General features: G+C 66.1%; 18 protein-coding genes. 7 read left to right on the top strand and 11 right to left on the bottom strand.

Annotated features, from left to right (window positions below; all coding sequences use genetic code 11):
• Nucleotides 1-53: 53 nt before the first annotated feature.
• Entirely contained in the window at nucleotides 54-566 is a 513-nt protein-coding gene (locus QXZ94_RS29930) for a DUF1465 family protein (protein WP_172110016.1), read from the bottom strand.
• Between the two features lie 624 nt (nucleotides 567-1,190).
• Nucleotides 1,191-1,382: a DUF1192 domain-containing protein gene (locus QXZ94_RS29925; RefSeq protein ID WP_315724486.1), complete on the bottom strand. Its 192-nt coding sequence runs from the start codon at nucleotides 1,380-1,382 to the stop codon at nucleotides 1,191-1,193.
• A gap of 85 nt (nucleotides 1,383-1,467) precedes the next feature.
• Here QXZ94_RS29925 and QXZ94_RS29920 point away from each other — a divergent pair, with 85 nt between their 5' ends.
• Nucleotides 1,468-2,466: an NAD(P)H-quinone oxidoreductase gene (locus QXZ94_RS29920; protein WP_315724484.1), complete on the top strand. Its 999-nt coding sequence runs from the start codon at nucleotides 1,468-1,470 to the stop codon at nucleotides 2,464-2,466.
• Nucleotides 2,467-2,634: 168 nt separating this feature from the next.
• Nucleotides 2,635-5,514, top strand: coding sequence for an EAL domain-containing protein (locus QXZ94_RS29915; RefSeq protein WP_315724482.1), 2,880 nt, complete (start codon nucleotides 2,635-2,637; stop codon nucleotides 5,512-5,514).
• A gap of 163 nt (nucleotides 5,515-5,677) precedes the next feature.
• Here QXZ94_RS29915 and QXZ94_RS29910 read toward each other — a convergent pair whose 3' ends face one another.
• The gene (locus QXZ94_RS29910) at nucleotides 5,678-6,157 is read right to left on the bottom strand and encodes a MarR family winged helix-turn-helix transcriptional regulator (RefSeq protein ID WP_315724480.1); all 480 of its coding nucleotides are present in this window, start codon (nucleotides 6,155-6,157) and stop codon (nucleotides 5,678-5,680) included.
• Nucleotides 6,158-6,458: 301 nt separating this feature from the next.
• On the opposite strand from QXZ94_RS29910, the gene QXZ94_RS29905 reads away from it, so the two are divergent.
• Both QXZ94_RS29905 and QXZ94_RS29900 read left to right on the top strand, forming a co-directional pair.
• Nucleotides 6,459-8,324, top strand: coding sequence for a feruloyl-CoA synthase (locus QXZ94_RS29905; RefSeq protein WP_315724478.1), 1,866 nt, complete (start codon nucleotides 6,459-6,461; stop codon nucleotides 8,322-8,324).
• Nucleotides 8,325-8,553: 229 nt separating this feature from the next.
• Nucleotides 8,554-10,539, top strand: a complete 1,986-nt coding sequence (locus QXZ94_RS29900; RefSeq protein ID WP_315724476.1) for a cache domain-containing protein — start codon at nucleotides 8,554-8,556, stop codon at nucleotides 10,537-10,539.
• 16 nt (nucleotides 10,540-10,555) lie between these two features.
• Here QXZ94_RS29900 and QXZ94_RS29895 read toward each other — a convergent pair whose 3' ends face one another.
• From QXZ94_RS29895 to QXZ94_RS29865, 7 genes are all read right to left on the bottom strand, one after another.
• Nucleotides 10,556-11,554, bottom strand: coding sequence for a dipeptide ABC transporter ATP-binding protein (locus QXZ94_RS29895; protein WP_315724474.1), 999 nt, complete (start codon nucleotides 11,552-11,554; stop codon nucleotides 10,556-10,558).
• On the bottom strand, nucleotides 11,554-12,552 hold the full coding sequence (locus QXZ94_RS29890; RefSeq protein ID WP_210265493.1) for an ABC transporter ATP-binding protein: 999 nt from the start codon (nucleotides 12,550-12,552) through the stop codon (nucleotides 11,554-11,556). The genes QXZ94_RS29895 and QXZ94_RS29890 overlap by 1 nt, the downstream gene beginning before the upstream one ends.
• Nucleotides 12,552-13,493 (bottom strand): ABC transporter permease, encoded by a 942-nt coding sequence (locus QXZ94_RS29885; RefSeq protein WP_315724471.1) that lies wholly within the window; start codon nucleotides 13,491-13,493, stop codon nucleotides 12,552-12,554. The genes QXZ94_RS29890 and QXZ94_RS29885 overlap by 1 nt, the downstream gene beginning before the upstream one ends.
• Nucleotides 13,459-14,418 (bottom strand): ABC transporter permease, encoded by a 960-nt coding sequence (locus QXZ94_RS29880; RefSeq protein ID WP_172110026.1) that lies wholly within the window; start codon nucleotides 14,416-14,418, stop codon nucleotides 13,459-13,461. Before QXZ94_RS29880 ends, QXZ94_RS29885 begins: the two co-directional genes overlap by 35 nt.
• A gap of 44 nt (nucleotides 14,419-14,462) precedes the next feature.
• Complete coding sequence (locus QXZ94_RS29875; protein ID WP_315724468.1) at nucleotides 14,463-16,256, bottom strand: peptide ABC transporter substrate-binding protein; 1,794 nt, start codon at nucleotides 16,254-16,256, stop codon at nucleotides 14,463-14,465.
• A 258-nt stretch (nucleotides 16,257-16,514) separates the two neighbouring features.
• Nucleotides 16,515-18,308 (bottom strand): peptide ABC transporter substrate-binding protein, encoded by a 1,794-nt coding sequence (locus QXZ94_RS29870; protein WP_315724466.1) that lies wholly within the window; start codon nucleotides 18,306-18,308, stop codon nucleotides 16,515-16,517.
• Nucleotides 18,309-18,440: 132 nt separating this feature from the next.
• Complete coding sequence (locus QXZ94_RS29865; protein WP_315724465.1) at nucleotides 18,441-18,698, bottom strand: hypothetical protein; 258 nt, start codon at nucleotides 18,696-18,698, stop codon at nucleotides 18,441-18,443.
• Between the two features lie 132 nt (nucleotides 18,699-18,830).
• On the opposite strand from QXZ94_RS29865, the gene QXZ94_RS29860 reads away from it, so the two are divergent.
• A complete protein-coding gene (locus QXZ94_RS29860; RefSeq protein ID WP_315724464.1) occupies nucleotides 18,831-20,336 on the top strand; it encodes a sensor domain-containing diguanylate cyclase in 1,506 nt (501 codons plus the stop codon).
• Between the two features lie 26 nt (nucleotides 20,337-20,362).
• Here QXZ94_RS29860 and galU read toward each other — a convergent pair whose 3' ends face one another.
• A complete protein-coding gene (galU, locus tag QXZ94_RS29855) occupies nucleotides 20,363-21,244 on the bottom strand; it encodes a UTP--glucose-1-phosphate uridylyltransferase GalU (RefSeq protein WP_315724462.1) in 882 nt (293 codons plus the stop codon).
• A gap of 218 nt (nucleotides 21,245-21,462) precedes the next feature.
• Here galU and QXZ94_RS29850 point away from each other — a divergent pair, with 218 nt between their 5' ends.
• Together QXZ94_RS29850 and QXZ94_RS29845 are read left to right on the top strand one after the other, a co-directional pair.
• Nucleotides 21,463-22,863, top strand: a complete 1,401-nt coding sequence (locus QXZ94_RS29850) for a lytic murein transglycosylase (RefSeq protein WP_315724460.1) — start codon at nucleotides 21,463-21,465, stop codon at nucleotides 22,861-22,863.
• Between the two features lie 150 nt (nucleotides 22,864-23,013).
• Nucleotides 23,014-24,849: a DUF459 domain-containing protein gene (locus QXZ94_RS29845; protein ID WP_315724458.1), complete on the top strand. Its 1,836-nt coding sequence runs from the start codon at nucleotides 23,014-23,016 to the stop codon at nucleotides 24,847-24,849.
• The last annotated feature ends 128 nt before the right edge of the window (nucleotides 24,850-24,977 follow it).

Genomic DNA, 24,977 nt, shown 5'->3' with positions numbered 1-24,977 from the left:
AAACTGCGGTCTGGCACCGGCTCGGCCAAGGCCGAGCCGCGGGCCCGATGGGCTTACTGCTCGAAGGCCGCCTTCAGCCGGTTGAGGTGCGGAACCAGCGGATTGCCGATCGCGCTCTGGTCCGGCGGCGGCGAATGGATGGTGGCGTCGAGCCGGCGCACCCGCGTCTGCAGGCTCATCGAGCGGGCGATCAGGTCCTGCAATTGCTGCGGCAGCTTCTCGAGCAGGTCGGCCGGGCCGGGATCGGCGGCCGTCAGCTTGACTTTGGTCTTCTCGCGATTGGCCTGGCCCAGGGTCATCTCGCCCTCCTTCACCGCCCGGTGCAGCAGCAGCCACGAGGCGAGCTGCATCAGCCGCGTGGTGAGCCGCATGCTCTCCGTCGCGTAGGTCAGGCTGACGGCGCGGTCGAGCGCCTTGGCTTCATTGCGGCCCTCGCCGTCGAGATAGGCGGCGGTCTCCTCGACCAGATCCATGCCTTCCCGGAACAGCGTGCCGAATGCAGCGGAGTTGGTGAGCCGCTCATTGAACTGAACAAGAGCGCCATCGCCCAGCAAACGGTCCGACATGGTTAACGCCTCATAAACGCGACTGTTTACGCAATCCGGCAACCGCGCCGGTATGATGAACAAATCATTGCGCGGCCGGTTTCGAGAGTCCAGCAGCAACGCCCAATATGGTTTCCACGGCGTGGGACGTGCCGTGCCGGCGTACCATTTGCGGCTGCGGGACGATCAGTTCGACCGAGTCGTGCACGCATCACAACTAGCAACCACGATCACGGCAACAATGTGCGGTAGTTGGACGACGATGAACTTATTCACTGTTGCGACGCACAGGATGTGACCGGTGCCCGCCGATCCGCCGACCGGCACAGCTTCAAGACGATCCCGAGCTAACCGTTCCTGGCAAACGCTAGCGTGCTTGCCGGGACGCTAACGGCCTCGCGACGCTCCGGGTGATGCAGGGCACGTTCGGGCGCGCCAAAAAAAGAGCCGCCGTTGCCGGCGGCTTTGAAGTTGATAACAGGGAGGCGTCAAACAGAGTGGACAGGAGCCACTCAGTGTCCAAACGAGGACGGTTACGGTTGTAAACGCGAAAGCTTAATCAACCGTAAATGGCACAAATTTTTCAAACTTCGTTAGCCATGTCGGCCACTGGCCGACCGTGTTTCTACGTGCTGCGGAACCATTCTAGGACTTGAAGATGCTGGCGGCGGCATCGCGCGAGGCGCGCTTTTTGGCCACGGCCTGCTCGATCCGCTCGATCTCCGAGCGCAGCAGCGCGGCGCGGCCGGTCAGCTCCTCGACCGACAGCATCGAGAGATCCTGCCCGATCTCGTGGGAAACGGCCTTGCGCGGCCGATCGTCGTCCTCGTTTGCCATCTCGCCCTCTGCCGGTTGCCAGCGGGGCCCGGGCTGGCTTAAGCACGCCCCAGCACCCGCTTGATCTCTTTGCCAAGGATTTCTCATGGAACAGCTGCCCGCGCAAATGACCGTGGTCGCCATCAGCCAGCCGGGCGGCCCCGAGGTGCTGAAGCCCGAGACGCGGCCCGTTCCCAAGCCGGGGCCCGGCGAGATCCTGATCAAGGTGAAGGCCGCCGGCGTGAACCGTCCCGACGTCGCCCAGCGCTCCGGCAGCTATCCGCCGCCGCCCGGCGCCAGCGACCTGCCGGGGCTGGAAGTCGCCGGCGAGGTGGTGGCGCTCGGCGACGGCGCTCTCCGGCACAAGCTCGGCGACACCGTGATGTCGCTGGTGGCCGGCGGCGGCTACGCGCAATATTGCATCGCCCAGGACGCCCAGGCGATGGCGGTACCTCCGGCGCTGTCGATCAAGGAGGCCGGCGCCCTGCCCGAGACCCTGATGACGGTCTGGCACAACGTGTTCGAGCGCGGCGGCCTCAAGGCGGGCGAGACCCTCCTGGTGCATGGCGGCTCCTCCGGCATCGGCACCATGGCGATCCAGCTCGCCAAGGCGTTCGGCGCCACGGTGCTGGTCACCGTCGGCTCGCAGGACAAGGCGGGGGCCTGCGTCAAGCTCGGGGCGGACCGCGCCATCAACTACAAGACGGAAGACTTCGTGGCGGTGGTCAAGGAGGCGACCGGCGGCAAGGGCGCCAACGTCATCCTCGACATGGTCGGCGGCGACTACATCGAGCGCAACTACGACGCCGCGGCGACCGACGGACGGATCGTCCAGATCGCCTTCCTCGGCAGTGCCAAGGCCACGGTCAACTTCGTCAAGCTGATGGTGAAGCGCCTGACCCACACCGGGTCGACCCTGCGCCCACGCAGCAATGCCGACAAGGCGGCGATGGTGGCCGCGATCGAGGCCAAGGTGATGCCGTTGCTGCGCGAGGGCCGCATCAAGCCGCTGATGGACTCGACGTTTCCACTCGCAGATGCAGCCAAAGCGCATGCACGCATGGAGACCAGCCAACATATTGGCAAAATTGTGTTGGAAATCTAGGCGCAGTCTAAACAGAGCGTGTTTGGAAACTCTTTGATTTTCCTCGCTTTCGTGCCAATGATCGCGCACATCTGAACCGTGCCTGGAACGGCTCCAAATCGTTTGCGAACGTGCCTTTAAGTTTGAACTGTTTCGCTGTGGTTTGGTGTCGAACGCGGAGATTTGACATTGCGTCTGATCAGGTGCCTGGCGTCCATGGTGGCGCTGGGCCTCGTGATGTGTGGTGCCGCTGCCCCCGCTCAGGCCGTTGACGCCGTCAGCGTTCGCAGCGACGCGCCTGCGATCGACCTGACGGGCATCCTCGATCACCAGCGCAGCGAGAACGACCGCATCCAGGTCTCGACCGCGCCCGGCACCGACGGCATCGTCCGCCGCATCGAGGTCCGCGCCCGCGAGGGCGGCCAGAACTGGATCGTGTTCGCGCTGGCCAACAATACCGATGACCAGCTCGACCGCCTGATCGTGGCGCCGCATTACCGCGTGGTCGGCTCCGGCGTGCTGTGGCCCGATCTCGGCCTGTCGCGAATCGCCACCATCACGCCCTCGATCGGCGACCTGCCCGAGCGGCAGGAGAGCCCGACCGCCGACGTCTTCCGCGTCACCCTCGATCCCGGCTCGGTCGTGACCTTCGTCGCCGAATTGCGCACCGACAAGCTGCCGCAGCTCTATCTGTGGGAGCCGGAATCCTACAAGGACAAGGTCAACTCGTTCACGCTGTACCAGGGCATCGTGATCGGCATCTCCGGCCTGCTTGCGCTGGTGTTGACCATCCTGTTCGTGGTCAAGGGCAGCATCATGTTCCCGGCCGCCGCCGCGCTGGCCTGGGCGGTGCTGGTCTATATCGGCGTCGATTTCGGCTTCTGGGGCAAGGTCCTGGACATGTCGAACAACGCCGAGCGGGTCTGGCGCGCCTCCGGCGAGGCGATCCTGGCGGCGACCCTGCTGGTATTCCTGTTCGCTTACCTCAACTTGTCGCGCTGGCACGTCCGCTATTCGCACATCACGCTGGGGTGGCTGTTCTTCCTGGGGTCGCTGGTCGCGGTGGCGCTGTTCGATCCCGCCGTCGCCTCGGGCATCGCGCGCATCTCGCTGCTGCTGATCGCGGTCGTCGGCTTCGCGCTGATCGTCTATCTTTCCAGCCACGGCTTCGATCGCGCGGTGCTGCTGATCCCGACCTGGTTCCTGCTCACCGTCTGGGTCGCGGCCGCCGGCATGACGGTGGCGGGCCAGGTCACCAACGACATCGTCGGCCCTGCTTTGCTCGGCGGCCTCGTGCTGATCGTGATGCTGATCGGCTTCACCGTGATGCAGCACGCCTTCGCCGGCGGCGGCGCCACCACCGGCATCGTCTCCGACGTCGAGCGCCGCGCGCTGGCGCTGGCCGGCTCCGGCGACCTGATCTGGGACTGGGACGTCTCCGCCGACAAGGTGTTCACGAGCCCGGAGACCGAGAGCCTGCTCGGGCTGAAGCGCGGCACGCTGGAAGGCCCGGCGGCGAAATGGCTCGAGGTGCTGCATCCGCTCGACCAGGATCGCTTCCGCGCCGCGCTCGACAGCGTGCTCGATCAGCGCCGCGGCCGGCTCGTGCAGGACTTCCGGCTGCGCACGCCCGACGGCCATTTCATGTGGTTCGCGCTGAAGGCGCGCCCCGTGGTCGGCTCCGACGGCGAGGTCTCGCGCGTCGTCGGCACCCTCACCGATGTGACCGAGTTCAAGAATGCCGAGGAGCGGCTGCTCCACGACAGCGTGCACGACAATCTGACCGGCCTGCCCAACCGCAAGCTGTTCATCGACCGTCTCGCCGCGGTCGCCAATTTCGCCAAGACGATGCCGACCCTGCGGCCGACCCTGATGGTGATCGATCTCGACCGCTTCAAGCAGGTCAACGACTCCGTCGGCATCGCCGTCGGCGACTCCATCCTGCTCACGCTCGCGCGGCGGCTGTCGCGCATCCTCAAGCCGCAGGACACGCTGGCGCGGCTTGCCGGCGATCAGTTCGGCCTGATCCTGCTGTCCGAGCAGGACCCGGCCCGCATCACGGCGTTTGCCGAGACCATCCGCAAGACCATCCGCGCGCCGATCGCCTTCAACGAGCGCGAGATCTTCCTGACCGCCTCGATCGGGCTCGCGTTGTCGGATCCGCAGACGCAGCTGTCGGAGGACATCATCAAGGATGCCGAGCTTGCGATGTATCACTCCAAGCGCATCGGCGGCGACCGCATCGACGTCTACAAGCCGGCGATGCGCGCGCGCAAGAACGACCGGCTGACGCTCGAGAGCGAGCTGCGCCGCTCGATCGAGCGCCAGGAGATCACGATCCTGTACCAGCCGATCGTGCGGCTGGAGGATCGCTCGATCGCCGGCTTCGAGGCATTGGCCCGCTGGGACCATCCGAAGCTCGGCCGGATGTCGCCGATCGAGTTCATCACCATCGCCGAGGAGATCGGCCTGATCGTCGATCTCGGCACCTTCGTGCTCGACCAGACCGCGCGGCAGCTCTCGGTGTGGCAGCGCGCGACGCGGCTGCGCGAGCCGATTTTTGCCAGCGTCAACGTCTCGTCGCGCCAGCTGCTGCGTCACGACCTCATCCACGACATCCGCTCGGTGCTGGCGCGCTCGTCGGTGGCGCGCGGCTCGCTCAAGATCGAGCTGACGGAATCGCTGGTCATGGAGAATCCCGAGCACGCGGCACAGATGCTGACGCGCATCCGCGAGCTCGGCGTCGGCCTGTCGATCGACGATTTCGGCACCGGCCACTCCTCGCTCGCCTATCTGCAGCGCTTCCCGTTCGACACTTTGAAGATCGACCAGTCCTTCGTGCGCACCACCGCGCGGGGCACCCGTCCGGTGATCCTCAAATCGATCATCGCGCTGGCGCACGATCTCGGCATGGATGTTGTGGCGGAAGGCGCGGAGACGGACTCCGATGCCGTCGAGCTCTATCAGCTCGGCTGCGAATACGCCCAGGGCTACGCCTTCGGCGAGCCGATGGACGCCGACGCCGCGATGCGGCTGCTGACCGAAGAGCGGCTGGAAGCGGCGAGCTGAGGGCTGCAATGCATCCAGGAGCGCGACAGCCTCAGGATGCATCTTTTCTTTTGCTTCGTTTCAGGTAGAGTTACCGCGGTACCGCGTAGATGTGCCGTGTGAGTGATGACCGATGCGTGCTTGCGGGGCAGAAGGCTCGCGACATCGCCCGTTCGCGACGCGCCTAGTCCGTCTCGAACTGCGACAGCGCCGTCAGGGCACGGCGATAATTGTCGGCCCCGAGGCGGCGCGCCACGCGTTTCTCGTGGGCGGCCACCGCGACATTCGCCTTCTTCAGGATCATGCGGCCACGCGGCGTCAGGCCGAGTGCATGCGCGCGGCGGTCCTTCTCGGAGCGCTCGCGCACGATCAGCCCGGCCTGCTGCAGATCGTCGAGCAGCGCGACCATGCGCGCGCGCTCGATGCCGAGCACCCCGGCGACGGCGATCTGCGTGGCGCCGGGATTGGCGGCGATCGTCTCCATGATCGAATAGAGGATGACGTCGAGCTCGATCGGTGCAAGCGCCGCATTGACGTCACGGAAGATCCAGTGCTGCAGGCGGCGGACGAAATAGCCGAGATGGCTCTCGAGCTCGCCGAGGCCGATCCGGGCATCCTGTCTCGCTGCATCTCGTTGCGCGCGTGCGCGCTCGCTCTTGGGCATGCTGGCTCACTGATATGAGACGCCCATGCCTAGACCCGCGGCATCGCCAGAACAAGCCGCCGCAATTGGTCACGGCAACAATAATTGCAACCTACAACCATTCTGTTAGTCTGACGGGCAACGAATATCAGATGGGAGGGAGGAGCCATGTCGCGCTCAACGACTGCGGCTGACCGCATTGTGACGGCAATGCGGCGGAGCCATGGAGCGGATCGCACGCCGCAGCGCACCGTGTTCTCTCGCCGCGGACCTGCGGGCACGGCTCCCGTCGACATCGCCTCCAACGCAGCGGAGGCCTCCCATGGCGAATGCTGAACGTCGCACCGAACCGCAAGCCGCCATGTTTGCCGAGCCGTCGATCGAGGCGATCAGGCGCGAGGACGGCGCCATCATCCTGCGTTCGCGCATGGAGCTGCTGCCCGCCGCACGCTGCACCGGCGAATGGCTGGAGCACTGGGCGCGCACCGTCCCGGACCGGACGTTCCTGGCCGAGCGCCGCGGCGAGACCTGGACCTGGCTTACTTATGGCGAGACGCTCGCACAGGCTCGCGCCGCAGCCGCCTGGATGCTGGCGCAGGGACTAAGCCCCGACCGCCCGCTCGCGATTCTCTCCGACAACAGCATCGCCCACGCGGTGCTGGCGCTCGCCGCACAGCATGTCGGCATTCCCGTCTGCGCGATCTCGCCGGCCTATTCGCTGATGTCGACCGATCACGAGAAGCTGCGGGCGATGATCAGGCTGCTCGATCCCGGCGCCATCTTCGTCGCCGCACACGGCCCGTTCGCCCGCGCGCTGCAGGCTATCGACGGCCTTCACCGCGCGACGATCGTCACCGGCGATGGCGAGGGCGCCGGCGCCGTGCCGCTGCAGACCTTGACCACGACGAAGCCCGGCCCGGAGGTCGACCGCGCCTTTGCCGCAGTGACGCCCGACACGATTGCAAAGCTGCTGTTCACCTCGGGCTCCACCGGCCAGCCGAAGGCCGTGATCAACACGCACCGGATGCTGACGATGAGCCAGCAGGCCAAGGGCCAGCTCTGGACGTTTCTGCGCGAGGTCGAAGGCGGCCCCGTCATCGTCGACTGGCTGCCATGGAGTCACACCTTCGGCGCCAACCACAATTTCAACCTGGTGCTCGCCCAGGGCGGCTCGATCTATATCGACGGGGGCAAGCCCGCGCCCGGCCTGTTCGAGGCCTCGCTCGCCAATCTCAGGAGCATGGTGCCGACGATCTATTTCAACGTGCCGCGCGGCTTCGACATGCTGGTCGCAGCGCTCAAGACGGACAATGAGCTGCGGCGGAAATTCTTCTCCGGTGTGAAATGCATCCTCTATGCAGCGGCGGCGCTGCCGCAGAACCTCTGGGATGCGCTCAACGAGATGAGCCTGGCCACGATCGGCCGCCCGGCGCCGCTGGTGTCGGCCTGGGGCGCGACAGAGACCTCGCCGCTCGCGACAGACTGCCACTTCTTCGCCGAGCGCGCCGGCAATATCGGCGTGCCGATTCCCGGCACCGAGCTCAAGCTGGTGCCCACCGGCGAGAAGCTCGAGGTCCGCGTGCGCGGCGCCAACGTGATGCCCGGCTATTGGAAGGCGCCCGAGATCACGGCCGCCGCCTTCGACGAGGAAGGCTTCTACAAGATCGGCGACGCTGTGAAGCTCGCCGATCCCGATCATCCGGAGCGCGGCCTGTTCTTCGACGGCCGCATCACCGAGGATTTCAAGCTCAGCTCCGGCACGTGGGTGAATGTCGGCGCGTTGCGCGTCGCCGGCATCGCCGCGCTGGCGCCGCTGGTGCAGGACATCGTGATCGCCGGCCACGGCACCGACGAGGTGCACTTCCTGATCGTGCCGAACGTTCCGGCCTGCCGCAGCAGGGCTGGGCTGGCGGACACGGCCTCGGTCGGCGAGGTGCTCGCGCATCCCGCAGTGCGCGAGGCGATCGCGCAGGGGCTGACGAGACTGCGCACCGAAGCCGTCGGCTCGTCGCGCTACGCGACCCGCGCACTGCTGATGGCGGAGCCTCCCTCGCTCGACGCCGGCGAGATCACCGACAAGGGTTACATCAACCAGCGTGCCGTGCTGAGCCGTCGTGCCGATCTCGTCGCAAGGCTGCAGGACGACGCGGCGGCCGACCTCATCAGGCCGGCTCCAAGCTCCTCCTGAGCGACACGAGGAGCCGAGGCCCGACACAGCGTGCGTCCCGACAGCCGGCGGCGCCGGGCTGCTGCGTGTGAGTTCGTCTCCGTGCGAACATTCTGCCGCATAGTCCGTAGTACTACGTGCAAGACAGCCTCGATTCGGCATGATGCTACCATGGGCACTTAACCGGGCATCAACTGCGATTCCTTAAATTTGCGCGGGAATTTGATCCCTCTCGTGCCCGGGTACATCCATGGCTCAGCCGCGCTTTTCTCTTGCCCTGCGGATCTACGCGATCATCGGGCTGTCTTTCTGTGGACTCATCGGGCTCGCTGCGACGCAGAGCCAGAATCTCGGGACGGCCCTGAAGGATCAGCGGCAAAGCGAGCTCGCCCATCTGACCGAGACAGCCCTCAGCATCGCGCGCGAGGAATATGATTCGATCGCGCGCGACAAGGTCGCGCCCGAGGCCGCGCAGAAGACGGCGGCGGAACGGATCGGCAAGCTGCGCTATGGCAGCGGTGACTACTTCTGGATCAACGACATGGCCCCGAAGATGGTCATGCATCCGATCAAGCCGGAGCTCAACGGCCAGAACCTCGCCGACAACAAGGATCCGACCGGCAAGCGGCTATTCATGGAGATGGTCGACGTCGTCAAGCGGCAGAAGGCCGGCGTGGTCGACTACATGTGGCCGAAGCCCGGCAAGGACGCGCCCCAGCCCAAGATGTCCTACGTCGCCGGCTTCGAGCCCTGGGGCTGGATCATCGGCACCGGCGTCTATGTCGACGATCTCGAAGCGCAGATGTGGGAGAGCAAGCGCGGCGTGTTCATTGCCGCAATGCTGGTGATGCTGATCATCGGATCGATCACCTTGATCATCGCGCGCCGGATGTCGTCGGCGCTGGCGTCCATGGGCGCCGCGCTGACCGAGCTCGGCCACGGCAATTTCGGGATCAAGCTGCCGGGCCTGACCCGCAGCGACGAGCTCGGCGACATGGCGCGCTCGATCGAGCAGTTCCGGCAGAAGACCGAGGAGAAGGCGCGGCAGACCGCGATGCTCGAGGATGAGCAGCGCCAGGTCGCCGAGCGGATCAAGAGCAAGGCGCTGCAGGAGATGGCGGAAGCGGTGGAGCAGGCCGCCAGCAAGGCGGTCGGCGAGGTCGCCGTCGGCACCGGCCAGATGGCCGGTAACGCCAAGTCGATGACCGACAGCGCCCTGACGTTGGAGCGCAACTCGAGCAGCGTGGCGGCTGCCGCCGAGCAGGCGCTCGCGACCACGCAGACGGTCGCCAAGGCCTCGTCGCAGCTCGCCGCTTCGATCTCGCAGATCTCCAGCCAGGTGAACTCGTCGCGCGAGCTGACACGCAAGGCCGTGGCGGCCTCGTCGGAGGCCCAGGCGACGATTGCGAAATTGTCGGAAGCGGCCGACAAGGTCGGCGCCGTGACCAGCCTGATCAGCGAAATCGCCGGACAGACCAACCTGCTGGCGCTGAACGCGACCATCGAGGCCGCCCGGGCCGGCGACGCCGGCCGCGGCTTTGCCGTCGTCGCCTCCGAGGTCAAATCACTGGCCGAGCAGACCGCAAAGGCGACCAGCGAGATCGCGCAGCAGATCGCCGAGATCCAGGATTCGACGCGAGCCTCGGTGACCTCGATCGGCGCGATCGGCGAGGTCATCCGCAACGTCGAGGCGGTATCGTCCGGAATTGCGGACGCGATCCAGGCGCAGAACAGCGTGACCATCGAGATTTCGCGCACGGTCGAGGAGACCTCGGCCGCGGCACGCGAGGTCGCCACTCAGATTGCCGAGGTGTCCCGCGAGGCCAGCGAGGCCGGCCGGCGCTCGACCGACATCCGCGATGGCTCCACCACCGTCGCCGAGAAGGTGCAGCAGCTGCGCACCGAGTTGGTCCGCGTGATCCGGACCTCCACCGCCGACGTCGACCGCCGGCTCTCGACCCGGCTCAACATCAATCGCCCGGGCACGCTGCAGGTCAACGGGGAACCCATCTCGATCGTCGTTCGCAACCTCTCGCTCGGCGGCGCCCTGCTCGAATCCGTTCCGGTGCGCCTGTCGGTGAACACGTCGGTGACGCTCGCGATCGGCGGCATGGTGTCCGACCTGCCGGGCACGGTCACCCGCGTCGGCGACAGAACGGCGCTCGTGCAGTTCACGCTGAACCCCGAGCAGACGGCGCGACTGACGGCCCTGGTCTCCGACCGCCAGGCGGCGTGACGCGATCAGACCCGCGTCAGCGGAAATGGCAGGCGACGAGATGCCCCTCGTCGCTCGCCTTGAGCGGCGGCACTTCCTTGCTGCAGACGTCCTTGGCGATCGGGCAGCGGGTGTGAAAGTGACAGCCCGACGGCGGATTGATCGGGCTCGGCACCTCGCCCTTGAGACGGACGCGCTTGCGCTTCACGCTCGGATCCGGGATCGGCACCGCCGACAGCAGCGCCTCGGTGTAGGGATGCTTCGGCGCCGAATAGAGCTGGCGTGACGGCGCGGTCTCGACGATGCGGCCGAGATACATCACCGCGACGCGGCGGCTGATGTGCTCGACCACCGAGAGGTCGTGCGCGACGAACAGATAGGCGATGCCGAACTTCTGCTGCAGATCCTCGAGCAGGTTGATGACCTGCGCCTGGATCGAGACGTCGAGCGCCGACACCGGCTCGTCGCAGATGATCAGCTTGGGCTCGACCGCGATCGCACGCGCAATGCCGATGCGCTGACGCTGGCCGCCGGAAAATTCGTGCGGATAGCGCGTCATGTGGTCGGCCTGCAGGCCGACGGTCTCGAGCAGATGGACGATGCGCGCTTCATATTGTTGTCGCGACGTCGCCAGCCCATGGATCGTCAGCGCCTCGCCGATGATGGCGCCGATCGTCATGCGCGGGTTGAGCGAGGCGTACGGATCCTGGAAGATGATCTGGATGTCGCGGCGCAGCGCGCGCAGGTTTTCGCCCGACAGCGCGATGACGTCCTTGCCCTCGAAGTTCAGCTCGCCCGAGCTCGGCTCGATCAGCCGGAGCACGCAGCGGCCGGTGGTCGACTTGCCACAGCCGGACTCGCCGACCAGGCCAAAGGTTTCGCTCGGCTCGATGTGGAAGTTGACGCCGTCGACCGCGCGCACGCTCCCGACCTGGCGCTTCAGCAGCCCGCCGCGGATCGGAAACGCCTTGGTGAGATTGCGCACCGTGAGCAGCGGCGCCGGCGCGGTGGAAGGGGCAATGGCAGCTTCGGTCATCACAGCAACGTCTCTTCGGCGCGGATGCACGCCACCTTGTGGCCGGGCTCGATTTCGCGGAGCGGAGGCTGCGCGGTCCTGCAATCGGGAATGGCGAAGCGGCAGCGCGAGGCGAAGCGGCATCCCTCCGGCGGATTGACCAGCTTCGGCACGCTGCCCGGGATGCTCTCCAGCCGGCTCTTCTTGACCGCCGCGAGATCGATCCGCGGGATCGAGCGGATCAGGCCCTGGGTGTAGGGATGGCGTGGATTGGCGAACAGGCGATCGACCGGCGCCTCCTCCGCCACCCGGCCCGCATACATCACGACGACGCGCTGGGCGACCTCGGCGACGACGCCCATGGCGTGGGTGATCAGCATGATCGACATGCCGAGCCGCTCTTTCATGTCGAGCAGCAGATCGAGGATCTGCGCCTGGATCGTCACGTCGAGCGCCGTGGTCGGCTCGTCGGCGATGAGGAGCTTGGGATTGCACGACAGCGCCATCGCGATCATCACGCGCTGGCGCATGCCGCCGGAGAAATGATGCGGATAATCGTTCACGCGGGCTTTCGGATTGGGGATCTGCACCAGCGCCAGCATTTCCGCCGCGCGATCCATCGCCGCCTTCTTGGACAGGCCCTGGTGCAGCCGGATCACCTCGGCGATCTGGTCGCCGACCGTGTACACCGGATTGAGCGAGGTCATCGGCTCCTGGAACACGATCGCGATCTCGCTGGCGCGGATCTTGTTCATCTCCGACGAGCCCAGCGGCACCAGGTCGCGGCCCCGCCACAGGATCTGGCCCCCCGCGATGCGCCCGGGCGGCATCGCGATCAGCTTCAGCACCGACATCGCGGTCACGGTCTTGCCGGAGCCGGACTCGCCGACGACACACAGGGTCTCGCCGCTGCCGATCGAGATGTCGACGCCGTCGACGGCCTGGACCTGGCCCTCGTCGGTGTTGAAATAGGTCTTCAGCCCCTTGATCTCGAGGAGCGGAGCTACGCGCGCGTCCATCACATCACCTTCCGCGGATCGAGCGCATCGCGCAGGCCATCGCCGATGAAGTTGATCGCGATGACGGTGAGGAAGATCGCGCCGCCGGCGAACAGCGCCCAATGCGGCGCGATGTCGAGATAGTCCTTGGCGTCGAACAACAGCCGGCCCCAGGTCGGAATGTCCGGCGGGAAGCCGAGGCCGAGAAACGACAGCGTCGATTCCGCGATGATCGCGGCGGCGACGTCGATCGTGCCGGCGACGATGACCGGGCCGAGCGCATTCGGCAGAATGTGACGCGCGACGAGACGGAAATTGGAGGCGCCGAGCGCGCGCGCGGCCTCGACGAACTCCTTCTCGCGCAGCGACAGGAACTGCGCGCGCACCAGACGCGCCACCGGCATCCAGCGGAAGCCGCCGATCACCAGCACGATCAGGACGAAGGTTCCGCCCTCCGGCCCGACCAGGCCCTTCAGCAGGTCGCGGAACAGATAGATCACGAGCAGCAGCAACGGCAGCTGCGGCAGCGACAGGAACAGGTCGGTCAGCCACATCAGCGCGGCATCGACCGGCCCCTTGGAATTGCCGGCAATGGCGCCGATGACGACGCCGACGAACAGGCCGACCGCCATCGCCGCAAAGCCGACCGCGAGCGAGATGCGGCCGCCATAGATCATGCGGGCGAGAAGATCCTGGCCGAGATCATCGGTGCCGAACGGATGGTCCCATGACGGCGCCGCGAGCCGCGCGGTGAAATCGATCTCGTTGATCGGTACCCGCCAGATCCACGGGCCGACGACGATCGCGAGCGCCAGCAGCGCCAACACGACGATGCTGACGGCCGCGAGGCGATGGCGCAGGAAGCGCCTGATGGCATCTCGTCCGGGCGAGAAGCGGCGTTTCTTCGAAGCCGGCGCGAGCGCCGCCTCAACGGAAGGAGATGCGTGGGTCAAGCCAGCCATACAGGATATCGGCGATGAGGTTGAACAGGACGACGAGGCAGGCAAACACGAAGGTCACCGCCATGATGACGGGCGTATCGTTGGCGAGGATCGCGCTGATCAGGAGCGAGCCGATGCCGGGAATGCGGAAGATCTGCTCGGTGACGATGGCGCCGCCGAACACCGTGGGCATCTGCAGCGCCACCAAGGTCACAACCGGAATCAGCGCGTTGCGCACCACGTGCTTGACGATGACCTTGCTCTCGTCGAGTCCCTTGGAGCGCGCCGTCGTGACGTAGTCGAGCTTGATGACGTCGAGCACGGCCGAACGCACGTAGCGCGTATACGACGCGGCCTGATACAGGCCGAGCACGGTGACCGGCATCACCGCCTGCTTGAAGTTCTCCCACCACCACATCCATCCCGTGGCCTGGATGTCGGCACGATAGACGAACGGCAGCCAGCCGAGATTGACGCTGAAGATCAGGATCAGCAGCAGGCCGGTGAAGAAGGTGGGCAGCGAGAAGCCGATGAAGGCGAAGGTGTTGGCGATCTGGTCGAAGATCGAATAGGGCCGCCGCGCCGCCAGCACGCCGACCGGGATCGCCACGAGCAGCGCCAGCAGCTGCGCCGTGCCGACCACGTAGAGCGTGGCCGGGATGCGCTGCAGGATCAGCGTGTCGACGTTGACGCGGCTGGCGAACGAGAAGCCCCAATCGCCATGGATCATGGCGACCAGCCAGCGCACGTAGCGCACCATGATCGGATCATCCATGCCGAACTTGATGCGCAGGGCCTCGCGGACCTCCGGGGGAATGTTCGGGTTGCTCGCGAGCTCGCCGAACGGATCGCCCGGCGCGAGCGCAAGCAGCACGAACAAGATCAGGCTGATGCCGAGCAGGCTCGGCACGGCGACGATGAGGCGCCTGAGAAGGTAGTTTCCCATCGCTCCACCCCTACGATGTCTGGCTGGTCATGCTGGTGGCGCGATCAGGTCTCGCGATACCAGTTGGCGATCTGCCAGAGATCGTTGTCCCAGCCGCTCTTGTTCGCGACCATGCCGTTCTTCAGACCGATGCAGTTGCGGCGGTTGATCTCGGGCAGGATGTAGTTGTCCTGGACGACGAGGTCGTTGAGCTTGATGAACAGCGCCGCGCGCTTGACCGGATCGAGCTCGCTCGAGGCCTGCTTGTAGGTCTCGTCATATTCCTTGTTCTGCCAGCGCGAGATGTTGCGGCCCTGCCACTTGTTCTCCTTGGTCGACACCTCCCACGAGGTGAACTGGTTCATGAAGAACTGCGGGTCGGCCTGCGGCATGGTGGTCTGGTACATCTCCATGTCGCAGTAGAAGTGCGGATAGGTGTCGGGGTTGGCAGGGTCGGAGGAGAAGAACACCGACGCCACCACCGACTTCAGCTCGACCTCGATGCCGGCCTTCTGGAACGCCTGCTTGATGATCGCCTGGTTCTTCTGGCGCGGCGCGTTGATCGAGGTCTGGAACACCAGCTTGATCGGCTTGCCGTCCTTCTCGCGGATGCCGGACGAATTCTTCTTCCAGCCGGCCTCCTCCAGGATCTGGTTGGCCTTCTCGATCGAGAACTCGAACTTGTTGTTCGGCGAGCGGAAGCGCTCCGGATTGTTGAGGAAGTTCGCGGTCGCAACGCCGGCGCGGCCATAGATGAACTTCTGCACCGAGGCGCGGTCGATCAGGAGGTTGATGGCCTTGCGCACCGCCGGGTCGGTGAAGATCGGATGCTTGGTCTTGACGCTGGAGCGCTCGCCGTCGACCTCGGTCCAGGGATCGGTGACGTTGAGCGCGATGTACTCGATATGGCCGGTGACCGTGAGCTGCGCCCGGCCCTGTCCGCCGGCTTCCAGCTTGGTCAGGATCTCGTCCTCGACCTGCAGATTGTAGGCGTAGTCGTATTCCCCGGTCTGCAGCACCGCACGCGCCGCGGACACCGCGTCACCGCCACCCTTGACCTCGACCGTGTCGAAATACGGCCGGTTGGCCTGGTGATAGTCGGGATTGCGCTTGGCGGAGATGGAATCGCCGGGCTTGAAGTCGACGTAGACGTAGGGGCCGGTGCCGACCGGCTTCAGATTGGTCGGCGCCTCGCGCGACTTGGCGCCGATATAGTCGGCGAACAGATGCTTCGGAATGACCAGGCCGTAGGCAGCGACGAACGGATCGGCCCAGAACGGCGTCGGCTGCTTGAAGTTCAGCTTCACCGTGTAGTCGTCGATCTTGTCGATCGACTTGATGCCGCGATAGCTGCCGACGGACACGGCAGCGGTATCGGGATTGACCGAATATTCCCAGTTGAAGATGACGTCGTCGGCGGTGAACGGCTTGCCGTCATGCCATTTCACGCCCTGCTTCAGCTTCCAGGTGACGGAGAGACCGTCGGCGGCGAGCAGGCCGTTCTCCTTGCTCGGAATCTCCGCAGCGAGGATCGGCACCAGATTGCCGTCGGCATCCCAGCCGGCGAGCGGCTCGTAGAACAGCCGGCTCGCTTCCTGGTCCTTGGTGCCGTTGGCGAAATGCGGGTTGAGCAAGGTCGGCGCCTGCCAGAACAGCAGCTTGAGCGGACCGCCGCCGCCGGCCTTGGTCGGCTTGTACGTGATCGGTTCGGCCGCCTGGACGACGCCGGAATGGGCGAGCATCGCGCCGGCCATCGGCGCGGTCAGCCCCACTGCAATCATCCGCTGCACAAATTCGCGCCGCGACAGGCGTCCTGTTTTGACATCAGCGATCTGGCTACGGAGGTCACGCTCGTTCATTCATCGACTCCAGTGTGGTGCTGATTGCCAAAAAAAGCGCCCCGCCAAACATCATCGCGGAGCTGCACAAAATTGGATCAGCCTTCGAAGCCAGTGTCAAAGCAGAATCCGGGCCAATTTCGCAATATGGAAGGGAATGTTTGTCGCACGCCGCAGTGCGGTAAAAGCTTGCTGCGAAGCATCCCCGGAAAATGGAACTGCTCTCCGCCGTGCCGGCCACGGCGGAGAGCGTCGTTTTGGCCGGTACCGAGCTTGCGCTCAGCTTTCCCGGTACCAGCTGGGTAGCTGCCAGAGATCGTTGTCCCAGCCCGAGGAATGCGTCTGCAGCCCCTTTCGGATGCCGCTGACGCGAGGGCGGTTGAGCTCCGGCAGCACGTGGCGACCCGCGCAGACCGTATCGTTGAGCTTGATGTAGAGCGCGGCGCGCTTCACCGGATCGAGCTCACGCGTCAGCTCGTTGTAGAGATCGTCATACGCCTTGCTCTGCCAGCGCGAGATGTTGCGGCCCTGCCATTTGTTGGCCTTGCTGGCCGCTTCCCATGACACGTACTGGGTCATGAAGGCTTGCGGCTCCGGCGATGCCATCGTGATCATGAGCATTTCCATGTCGCAATAGAAGTGCGTGTAGGTGTCGGGATTGGCGACGTCGCTGGAGAAGAACACCGATCCGACGACGGACTTCAGCTCCATCTCGATGCCGGCCTTCTGGCAGGCCTGCTTGATGATCGCCTGGTTCTTCTGCCGCGGGCCGTTGGTCGAGGTCTGGAACACGATCTTGAGCGGCTTGCCGTCCTTCTCGCGCACGCCGCTCGCGCCCTTCGTCCAGCCGGCGCTCTCCAGAATCTGGTTGGCCTTCTCGATGTTGAACTCGAAGCTGGTGTTCTTCGAGCGATAGCGCTCGGGATTGTTGATGCAGTTCGCCGTGGCGATGCCGCCGCGGCCGTAGATGAACTTCTGGATCGAGGTGCGGTCGATCAGCAGGTTGATCGCCTCGCGCACGGCCGGATCCGAGAACAGCGGATGCCTGGTCTTGAGACTCGACCGCTCGCCGTCGACCTCGACATTGGGATCGGTGGCGTTGAGCAGGATGAATTCGAGATTGCCGGTCGGCACGATCTCGGCGACGCCGGTGCCGCCGGCCTCCAGCTTGACCAGGATCTCGTCCTCGACCTGCAGATTCCAGGCGTAGTCGAACTCGCCGGTCTGCAGCACCGCGCGCGCGGCCGATACAGCATCGCCGCCGCCCTTGATCTCCAGCGTGTCGAAATACGGCCGGTTGGGCACGTGATAGTCGGGATTGAGCTTGCCCGTCAGCATGTCGCCGGGCTTGAAGTCGACGAACAGGTAGGCGCCGGTGCCGACCGGCTTGAGATTGTTCGGCGCCTCGCGCGATTTGGCGCCGATATAGTCGCCGAACAGATGCTTCGGAATGATCGCGCCACGGCCGCCGACGAACGGCGTGAACCATTGCGGCGTCGGCTGGCTGAACACGAGCCGGACGGTGTGGTCGTCGATCTTCTCGATCGTCTTGATGTCCTTGTAGTCGCCGATCGTGACCGCCGACGTCTCCGGGGTGGTGGCATATTGCCAGTTGAAGATCACGTCCTCGGCCGTGAAAGGCTGACCGTCATGCCATTTCACGCCGGGCTTGAGCTTCCAGACGACCCAGGTGCCGTCGGGCGCGACGGTGCCGTTGGCGACGCTGGGAATCTCGGCCGCGAGCACCGGCACGAGATTGCCCTCGGCATCCCAGCCGGCCAAAGGCTCGTAGAACGCGCGCGAGGATTCCTGGTCCTTGGCCCCGATCGCAAAATGCGGATTGAGCAGCGTCGGCGCCTGCCAGAACAGGATCCGCAGCGGTCCGCCGCCGCCGGCCTTGGTCGGCTTGTAGGGAAACGCCTGCGCGGCCATGGCGACCCCGGAATGCGCCAGCATCATTCCGGCCAGCGGCGCCGTCAGCCCGAGGGCGAGCATCCGCTGCACGAAGTCGCGGCGCGACAGCCGCCCCTCTTTGACCGCAGCGATCTCGCGGCGGAGGTTCTGTTCATTCATGGCCGTGTCTTTCTCCAAACCTTCGGCGACTATTTGAGCGGGCTGCCGTCGCCCCTTCAAGGCTCCGTATGGCCGCATGCCCGGCGGCCTCCAGCCGAAGGCACGATCCGGGCCAACGGCTGCGACATCGATTCAGCGTGGCGTCTTCAGCTTGCGGAAGCGGACGCCCTTTCCATCCGGCAGACGCGTGGCAACATAGCCCGCCGCGAGGCAGGCCTCGCGCTGGGGCATCTTCTCCTGCGGACTGCGCAGGCTGTCCCACCAGGAGGCTCGCTGCGCGGCGCGCGGCAGGCTGTCACCGATCAGCTCCTCGATCTCATCGAGGCTGAGCACCAGCTCGGGACGGCTCTGCCGCTCCAGATAATCGCGCAGGGCATCATAGTCGGGCAAGTTCGACTCCATTGGACAGGGCAGCCTCGGCGCGCCGCAACTCGCGACGGCAATCACTCGTTAACCTAACATGGGTTACTCCGGCGTATCCGTCAGGCTACGGACGGGACTCCACGGGGACGGGACGAGCCGATGCGCTGGAAACGCCGAACGGGCCAGGCCAAGCCGCCTTGGCGTCTCTCGGCGCGCACGCTGGTGACCTGCTCCATCTCGACCATCATCGGGTTCTCCGCCATCTGTGCCAGCGTCATGATCGACCTGCGCCGGGGCGAGGACGTCCGCGCCCGGCAGTCGCTGGACAATCTCGCCGCCGGCATCGGCGCCGACATCAGCCGCAACATCGAGATGTATGATCTCTCCTTGCGCGCGGTCGCCGGCAACATGTTGCTGCCCGAAATCAAGCAGGTCAGCAAGCCGATCCGGCACCTGATCCTGTTCGATCGCCCCTCCACCGCGAGGAATTTCGGTGCCATCCAGGTATTCGACGCCCGGGGCCGGCTCACCCTCGACTCGGCGACCCTCGATCCTCTGCCCGAGGACCGCAGCGATGCCGAATTCTTCCAGGTGCATCGTGATCGCCCGGACATCGGCCTCTTTGTCAGCCGGCCCGCGGAGCGTGGTGGCCAGTCTTTCATCGTGCTCAGCCGCCGCATCTCCGCGCCCGACGGCGGCTTCGCCGGCGTCGTCGCCGGCTCGATCCGCCTCGGCTATTTCCGCGACCTGTTCGGCCGGCTCTCGCTTTCGCCCGGCGTCGGCATCACCGTGTTCGGGCGCGACGGCACCATCATCGTCACCGCGCCGTTCGATGCCGCTGCGATCGGCCGCAATCTGGCACGGACGCCCGAGGTGACCCGCGCTCTCACCGAGCCGAGCGGCTGGTCGAGCACCGGCGCGCTGGACGACCAGCCGCGGCTGCTGATCTGGCGCAACGGCAACGATCCGCTGGTGGTGGTCGCCAGCCGGACCTGGGACAGCGTCTATGCGGTCTGGCGCAACGAGGCGGCGCAGATCGGCGCGATGATGCTGGCGCTCATCGTCTTCGTGCTCGCCGCAACGCAAGTCGCCGCGCGCGAGATCCAGCTGCGCACCAAGGTCGAGTCGAGACTCGAACGGCTGGCCACGACCGATCCACTGACCGGCCTGAAGAACCGTCGCAAGTTCGACGAGACGATCGAGATCGAGTGGCGGCGCGCGCAGCGGGCCCAGGTCCCGCTGGCGCTGCTGATGATCGATGCCGATCATTTCAAGAGCTACAACGACACCCATGGGCACCAGGCGGGCGACCAGGTGCTGGTCGGGATCGCCGTCTGTATTTCGGATTCGGTGCGGCGGGCCGGCGACTGCGCGGCGCGCTATGGCGGCGAGGAGTTCGCGGTGCTCCTGCCGGGGACCGCGGAGACCGACGCGCTGCATGTGGCGGAGACGATCCGCACCAAGGTCGCGCTCTGGGCGGGAGAGACGGCCAACACCTCGATCAGCATCGGCGTCGCCAGCATCAAGCCGTCGCGCGAGACCGATTGGACCGGACTGTTGAATGCCGCCGACCGGGCGCTCTACATGGCCAAGGCGGCGGGCCGCAATTGCTGCGCCACCGCAGCGGTGCCGCAGCCGCTCCGCTCAGCCGCGCTGGCGGCCTGACGCCGCCAGCCGCTCGCCTCTTACGATCAGATCTTGGCCTCGAGGTACTTCTTCATGTCGGCGCGCAATCCGTCGCGCAGATCGGCGCGCGCCATGGCGAAGGCGATGTTGGCCTTCAGGAAGCCGGACTTCGAGCCGCAATCATGCCGCTCGCCGTCGAAATCCACGCCATAAAATTTCTGCGTCTTCGACAGCCCGATCATCGCGTCGGTCAGCTGGATCTCGCCGCCGGCACCGCGCTCCTGCGTCGCCAGGATCTTGAAGATCTCCGGCTGCAAGATATAGCGCCCGGTGATCGAGAAGTTCGACGGCGCGGTGCCCTTGGCCGGCTTCTCGACCATGCCGTCGACCTCGAAGATCTTGCCGTCACGCGGGCCTACGCCGCAGATGCCGTATTGATGGGTCTGGTCCGCCGGCACCTCCTGCACCGCGAGCACGTTGCTCTTCTCGGGCAGCTTGCTGGCCGCAGCAATCATCTGCGCCAGGCAGCCCGGCGAATTCAGCACCAGCTCGTCCGGCAGCACCACCGCGAACGGCTCGTCGCCGACGATATCGCGCGCGCACCACACGGCGTGGCCGAGGCCGAGCGGCGCCTGCTGGCGGGTGAAGCTGACCGCGCCCGCCTCCGGCTGGTCGCGCGCCAGGATCTCGATCTCGGTCTTCTTGCCGCGCGCCGCGAGCGTCGCGTCGAGCTCGTACATGCGGTCGAAATGGTCCTCGATCGCGGTCTTGTTGCGCCCGGTGACGAACACGAAATGCTCGATGCCGGCCTCCTTGGCTTCATCGAAGACGTATTGGATGAGCGGCTTGTCGACGATCGTCAGCATCTCCTTCGGCATCGCCTTGGTGGCGGGAAGGACGCGGGTGCCGAGACCGGCGACCGGAAAAACGGCTTTGCGGATCTTCATGGGGATGACTAGACCTTGTGGCGATATGAATGCGAAATCGATCGCATTTTAGGTAGCTCGTTTGCAGCCGAGAACAAAGGCGGATGTTGGTCCAGTGTTCCGCGCGAGGCGGATCGAAAGGCTAAATTTCGCTGCGGAAATCGTTAACCTTGTTAATCTGCCGTTAAGCAGGACCGGGCCTCGTGGAGGCCGATCTTCCACGCGATCTGGATCGAGACATGATGCGACGGAACGTGATGCTGACAGCTCTGAAGGCCGGTGCCGGGGCGGCGGTTCTGGCCACGGCGTTGACGGTGGTGTCCGGTTCCGCATTGGCGCAATCCGGCAATCCGCTGAACTTCCTGGACGGCCTGTTCACGGGGACCCTGACCAAGGGAAATCCAAGCCCGATCCAGCCCGCGCAGGCTCCCTCCCCGGGCGGCCCGCAACCCTGGAGCGGCGAGGACGGCGCCTCCGGCCATCCGCTGATGACCGCGGCCGCGATTCGCGAGGCCGCCGGCAATTTCGATGCGTGCGTCGCCGGGATGTGGCCAGATGCCGCACGCCGCAACATCACCCAGGACAATTTCCAGCGCTTCACCGCCGGCCTGTCGCCGGACCTGCGCATCATGGACCTGATGGACGCGCAGCCGGAATTCACCAAGTCGATCTGGGATTATCTCGACATCCTGGTGAACGACAATCGCATGGCCAAGGGCCGCGAGGTGCTGGCGAAGTACAAGCCGCAGTTCGATGCGGTCGAACGCGCCTATGGCGTCGACCGCTACATCATCGCCGCGATCTGGGGCATCGAGTCCAACTACTCGACCCAGATCGGTGACCGCAGCGTGCTGCAGTCGACTGCCACGCTCGCCTGCATCGGCCGCCGCCAGGCCTATTTCAAGGACGAGTTCCTGTCGGCGCTGGAGATCCTCAACCGCGGCGATCTCAGGCCCGAGCAGCTCCGCGGCTCCTGGGCGGGGGCCTTCGGCCCGACCCAGTTCATGCCCACCGCCTTCAAGCGCTTCGCGGTGGATGCCGACGGCGACGGGCGCCGCGACGTCGTCGACAACCCCGCCGACCTGATCGCCTCGACTGCCAACAACCTCAAGAAGGACGGCTGGCAGAGCGGCCAGAGCTGGGGCTACGAGGTCGTGGTGCCGCAGGGCTTCAACTACATGCTGGCCGACCGCGCCAAGAGCATGAGCTTCGGTCAATGGGAGCAGCTGGGCCTGCGCCGCGCCAACGGCCAGCCGTTCCCCGCCACGACCGAGAAGGCCTATCTGCTGGCGCCAGCAGGCGCCCAGGGACCCGGGTTCCTGATGCTGCAGAACTTTCGCGTCATCATGAAATACAATCCCGCCGAGGCCTATGCGCTGGCGATCGGGCATTTCGCCGACCGCCTGCGCGGCGCACCGCCGTTCGTGCAGGCCTGGCCGCGCGAGGAGCGCACGCTGTCGCGCGCCGAGCGGCTGGAGCTCCAGCAGCTGCTGGCCCAGCGCGGGTTTTACCGCGGCACGCCCGACGGCCAGTTCGGCGGCCAGACCCGCGAGGCGTTGCGGAGCTTCCAGGCCTCGATCGGGGCGCCGGCGGACGGTTTTGCCACCTCCGACGTGCTGGAACGGCTGCGCGGACGCTGATCTGCCTCGATCGGCCCGCTCCGGTAACCTTTTGGGGCGATTGCCGGGGGCCATCAACACCATCCGGTGAATGCCCGTTTGCGGCCTGATTCGGGTCCTATTATATGGTTGGTCACGGTTTCGCCGCACGGCAGGTGCGGACGGGTGCGCATGTCAAAGCTGAAGTCCATCCTCAAGCTGTTGAACGAGCCCGGCCCGGCGGTCGTGCTGGCCGTCGTCATCGCCATGCTGGTCGGAATCACCGGCCCGGCCTCGGCCCAGTTCTTCAACTTCAACCCGTTCTCCTCACCCCGTCCGGCGCCTCGCGGCGGCGGCGGTGGCGGAGGCTGGTTCGGCGGCGACTTCTTCTCGCCGTATCAGCCGCAGCAGCCGAAGAAGGTCACCCAGGATTATTCCAAGGCGCCGCCGCCGGAGAAGCGCGACAATGCCAGCGCCCCGGACCGCTATGTGCTGGTGCTCGGCGACGGCATGGCCGACTGGCTCGCCTACGGCCTGGAGGACGCCTATTCGGAGCAACCGGATATGGGCGTCACCCGGCGGATCAGGACCAATTCCGGTCTCATCAAGTACCAGCCCAAGGGCGAGCCGGCCGACTGGGCCGCCGCCGCCAAGGGCATCCTGGCCACCGAGCGCGCCGACGCGATCGTGATCATGCTGGGGCTCAACGACCGGATCTCGATCCGAGAGCCGGCCGTCGAGAAGACCGACGACAAGAAGGCGGACAAGGCCAAGAAGGACGCCAAGGCCAAGCCCGGCGAGGCGAAACCTGGAGACGCCAAGCCAGGAGAGGCCAAGTCTGGGGATGCCAAGTCTGGGGAGGCGAAGGCCGGCGACGCCAAACCAGGCGACACCAAGGCCGGGGATGCCAAGCCCGACGCGAAGACGGACACCGCCGCCAAGCCGGACAGTGAGCTGCCGCAGGACGAGGTCGACAACGACGCTCCCGCCGTCGCAGCGCCGGAGAGGACCGCGCGCACACCGGGCGGCCTCACCGAATTCCGCGACGAGCGCTGGGTCGAGCTCTACACCAAGAAGATCGAGGAGCTGATCGCGGTCGCCAAGACCAAGGGCGTGCCGGTGCTGTGGGTCGGCCTGCCCGCCGTGCGCGGCCCCAAGGGCACGGCCGACACGCTGTTCCTGGATTCGCTTTATCGCGACGTCGCCGGCAAGACCGGCATCACCTATGTCGACGTCTGGGACGGCTTCGTCGACGAGGCCGGCCGCTTCCTGCACAAGGGCCCGGATTTCGAAGGCCAGATCCGCCAGCTGCGCTCCTATGACGGCGTCTATTTCACCAAGCCCGGCGCGCGCAAGCTGGCGCATTATGCCGAACGCGAGATCAACCGGCTGCTCGCGGCCCGCTCCACACCGCTGGAGCTGCCGAACGAGCCGGCCACGCCGGACGCCAATGCGGTCCCCGGCCAGCCCGCGCCGCGCCCGATGGCGGGACCAATCCTGCCGCTGGTGGCCTCGTCGGTCGGTACCGATCAACTGCTCGGCGGCCCCGGCTCCCGCCCCGCGGCGGTCGACGCATTGGCCTCGCGGACGCTGGTCAAGGGCGAGGCGCTGAGCCCGCCAGCCGGACGCGCCGACGATTTCGCCTGGCCACGCCGCGAGGTCGGCCGCGAACAGGCCAAGGAGCCGCCGAAGGAGCTTGCCAAGCCTGATACGCCGGTCGCGTCGACGTCACCGGCCGAGACCAATCCGGCAGCCCCTGGCCAGCTTCCGCCGCAGCAGCGGCCCAAGCGGCTGACGACGCCGGCAGCGCCTGGGCAGGCAGCGCCCAGTCAGGCGCAACAGCCGAACCCCAATGGGCAGGCGAACCAGAACGGCCGGGGCTTCCAGGAGTTCTTCGGCTTCGGCGCGCCACAACAACAGCCGGCGCCGCCACCCCGGCCACCGGCCGCCCGCAATCCCAACGGCCCGCCGCGGCCGCCGGCAGCCGTGGGCCGTTCGGCGGCGGCGCTCGACGGGCCCGTCCGCTGATCGCGGACGCAGCAAGATTGTCAACGATCAGACCTTGACGCGACTCGATGCCTCGAATGACAAACCGGCCCGCATTCGCAGGAATGCGGGCCGGTTTCTATTCAGGCTTTGACCGTCGGTGCGAGAGC

This window comes from Bradyrhizobium sp. SZCCHNS2022 (assembly GCF_032377575.1).
In the GTDB taxonomy this organism is placed as follows: domain Bacteria; phylum Pseudomonadota; class Alphaproteobacteria; order Rhizobiales; family Xanthobacteraceae; genus Bradyrhizobium; species Bradyrhizobium aeschynomenes.
Note: the sequence above shows the minus strand (reverse complement) of the source record. Positions and strands in the feature narration are given on the sequence as shown.

Coding starts and splice junctions, on each gene's coding strand:
- QXZ94_RS29930 (WP_172110016.1), bottom strand. CDS start 566: ATGTCGGACCGTTTGCTGGGCGATGGCGCTCTTGTTCAGTTCAATGAG.
- QXZ94_RS29925 (WP_315724486.1), bottom strand. CDS start 1,382: ATGGCAAACGAGGACGACGATCGGCCGCGCAAGGCCGTTTCCCACGAG.
- QXZ94_RS29920 (WP_315724484.1), top strand. CDS start 1,468: ATGGAACAGCTGCCCGCGCAAATGACCGTGGTCGCCATCAGCCAGCCG.
- QXZ94_RS29910 (WP_315724480.1), bottom strand. CDS start 6,157: ATGCCCAAGAGCGAGCGCGCACGCGCGCAACGAGATGCAGCGAGACAG.
- QXZ94_RS29905 (WP_315724478.1), top strand. CDS start 6,459: ATGGCGAATGCTGAACGTCGCACCGAACCGCAAGCCGCCATGTTTGCC.
- QXZ94_RS29900 (WP_315724476.1), top strand. CDS start 8,554: ATGGCTCAGCCGCGCTTTTCTCTTGCCCTGCGGATCTACGCGATCATC.
- QXZ94_RS29895 (WP_315724474.1), bottom strand. CDS start 11,554: ATGACCGAAGCTGCCATTGCCCCTTCCACCGCGCCGGCGCCGCTGCTC.
- QXZ94_RS29890 (WP_210265493.1), bottom strand. CDS start 12,552: ATGGACGCGCGCGTAGCTCCGCTCCTCGAGATCAAGGGGCTGAAGACC.
- QXZ94_RS29885 (WP_315724471.1), bottom strand. CDS start 13,493: ATGGCTGGCTTGACCCACGCATCTCCTTCCGTTGAGGCGGCGCTCGCG.
- QXZ94_RS29880 (WP_172110026.1), bottom strand. CDS start 14,418: ATGGGAAACTACCTTCTCAGGCGCCTCATCGTCGCCGTGCCGAGCCTG.
- QXZ94_RS29875 (WP_315724468.1), bottom strand. CDS start 16,256: ATGAACGAGCGTGACCTCCGTAGCCAGATCGCTGATGTCAAAACAGGA.
- QXZ94_RS29870 (WP_315724466.1), bottom strand. CDS start 18,308: ATGAATGAACAGAACCTCCGCCGCGAGATCGCTGCGGTCAAAGAGGGG.
- QXZ94_RS29860 (WP_315724464.1), top strand. CDS start 18,831: ATGCGCTGGAAACGCCGAACGGGCCAGGCCAAGCCGCCTTGGCGTCTC.
- galU (WP_315724462.1), bottom strand. CDS start 21,244: ATGAAGATCCGCAAAGCCGTTTTTCCGGTCGCCGGTCTCGGCACCCGC.
- QXZ94_RS29850 (WP_315724460.1), top strand. CDS start 21,463: ATGATGCGACGGAACGTGATGCTGACAGCTCTGAAGGCCGGTGCCGGG.
- QXZ94_RS29845 (WP_315724458.1), top strand. CDS start 23,014: ATGTCAAAGCTGAAGTCCATCCTCAAGCTGTTGAACGAGCCCGGCCCG.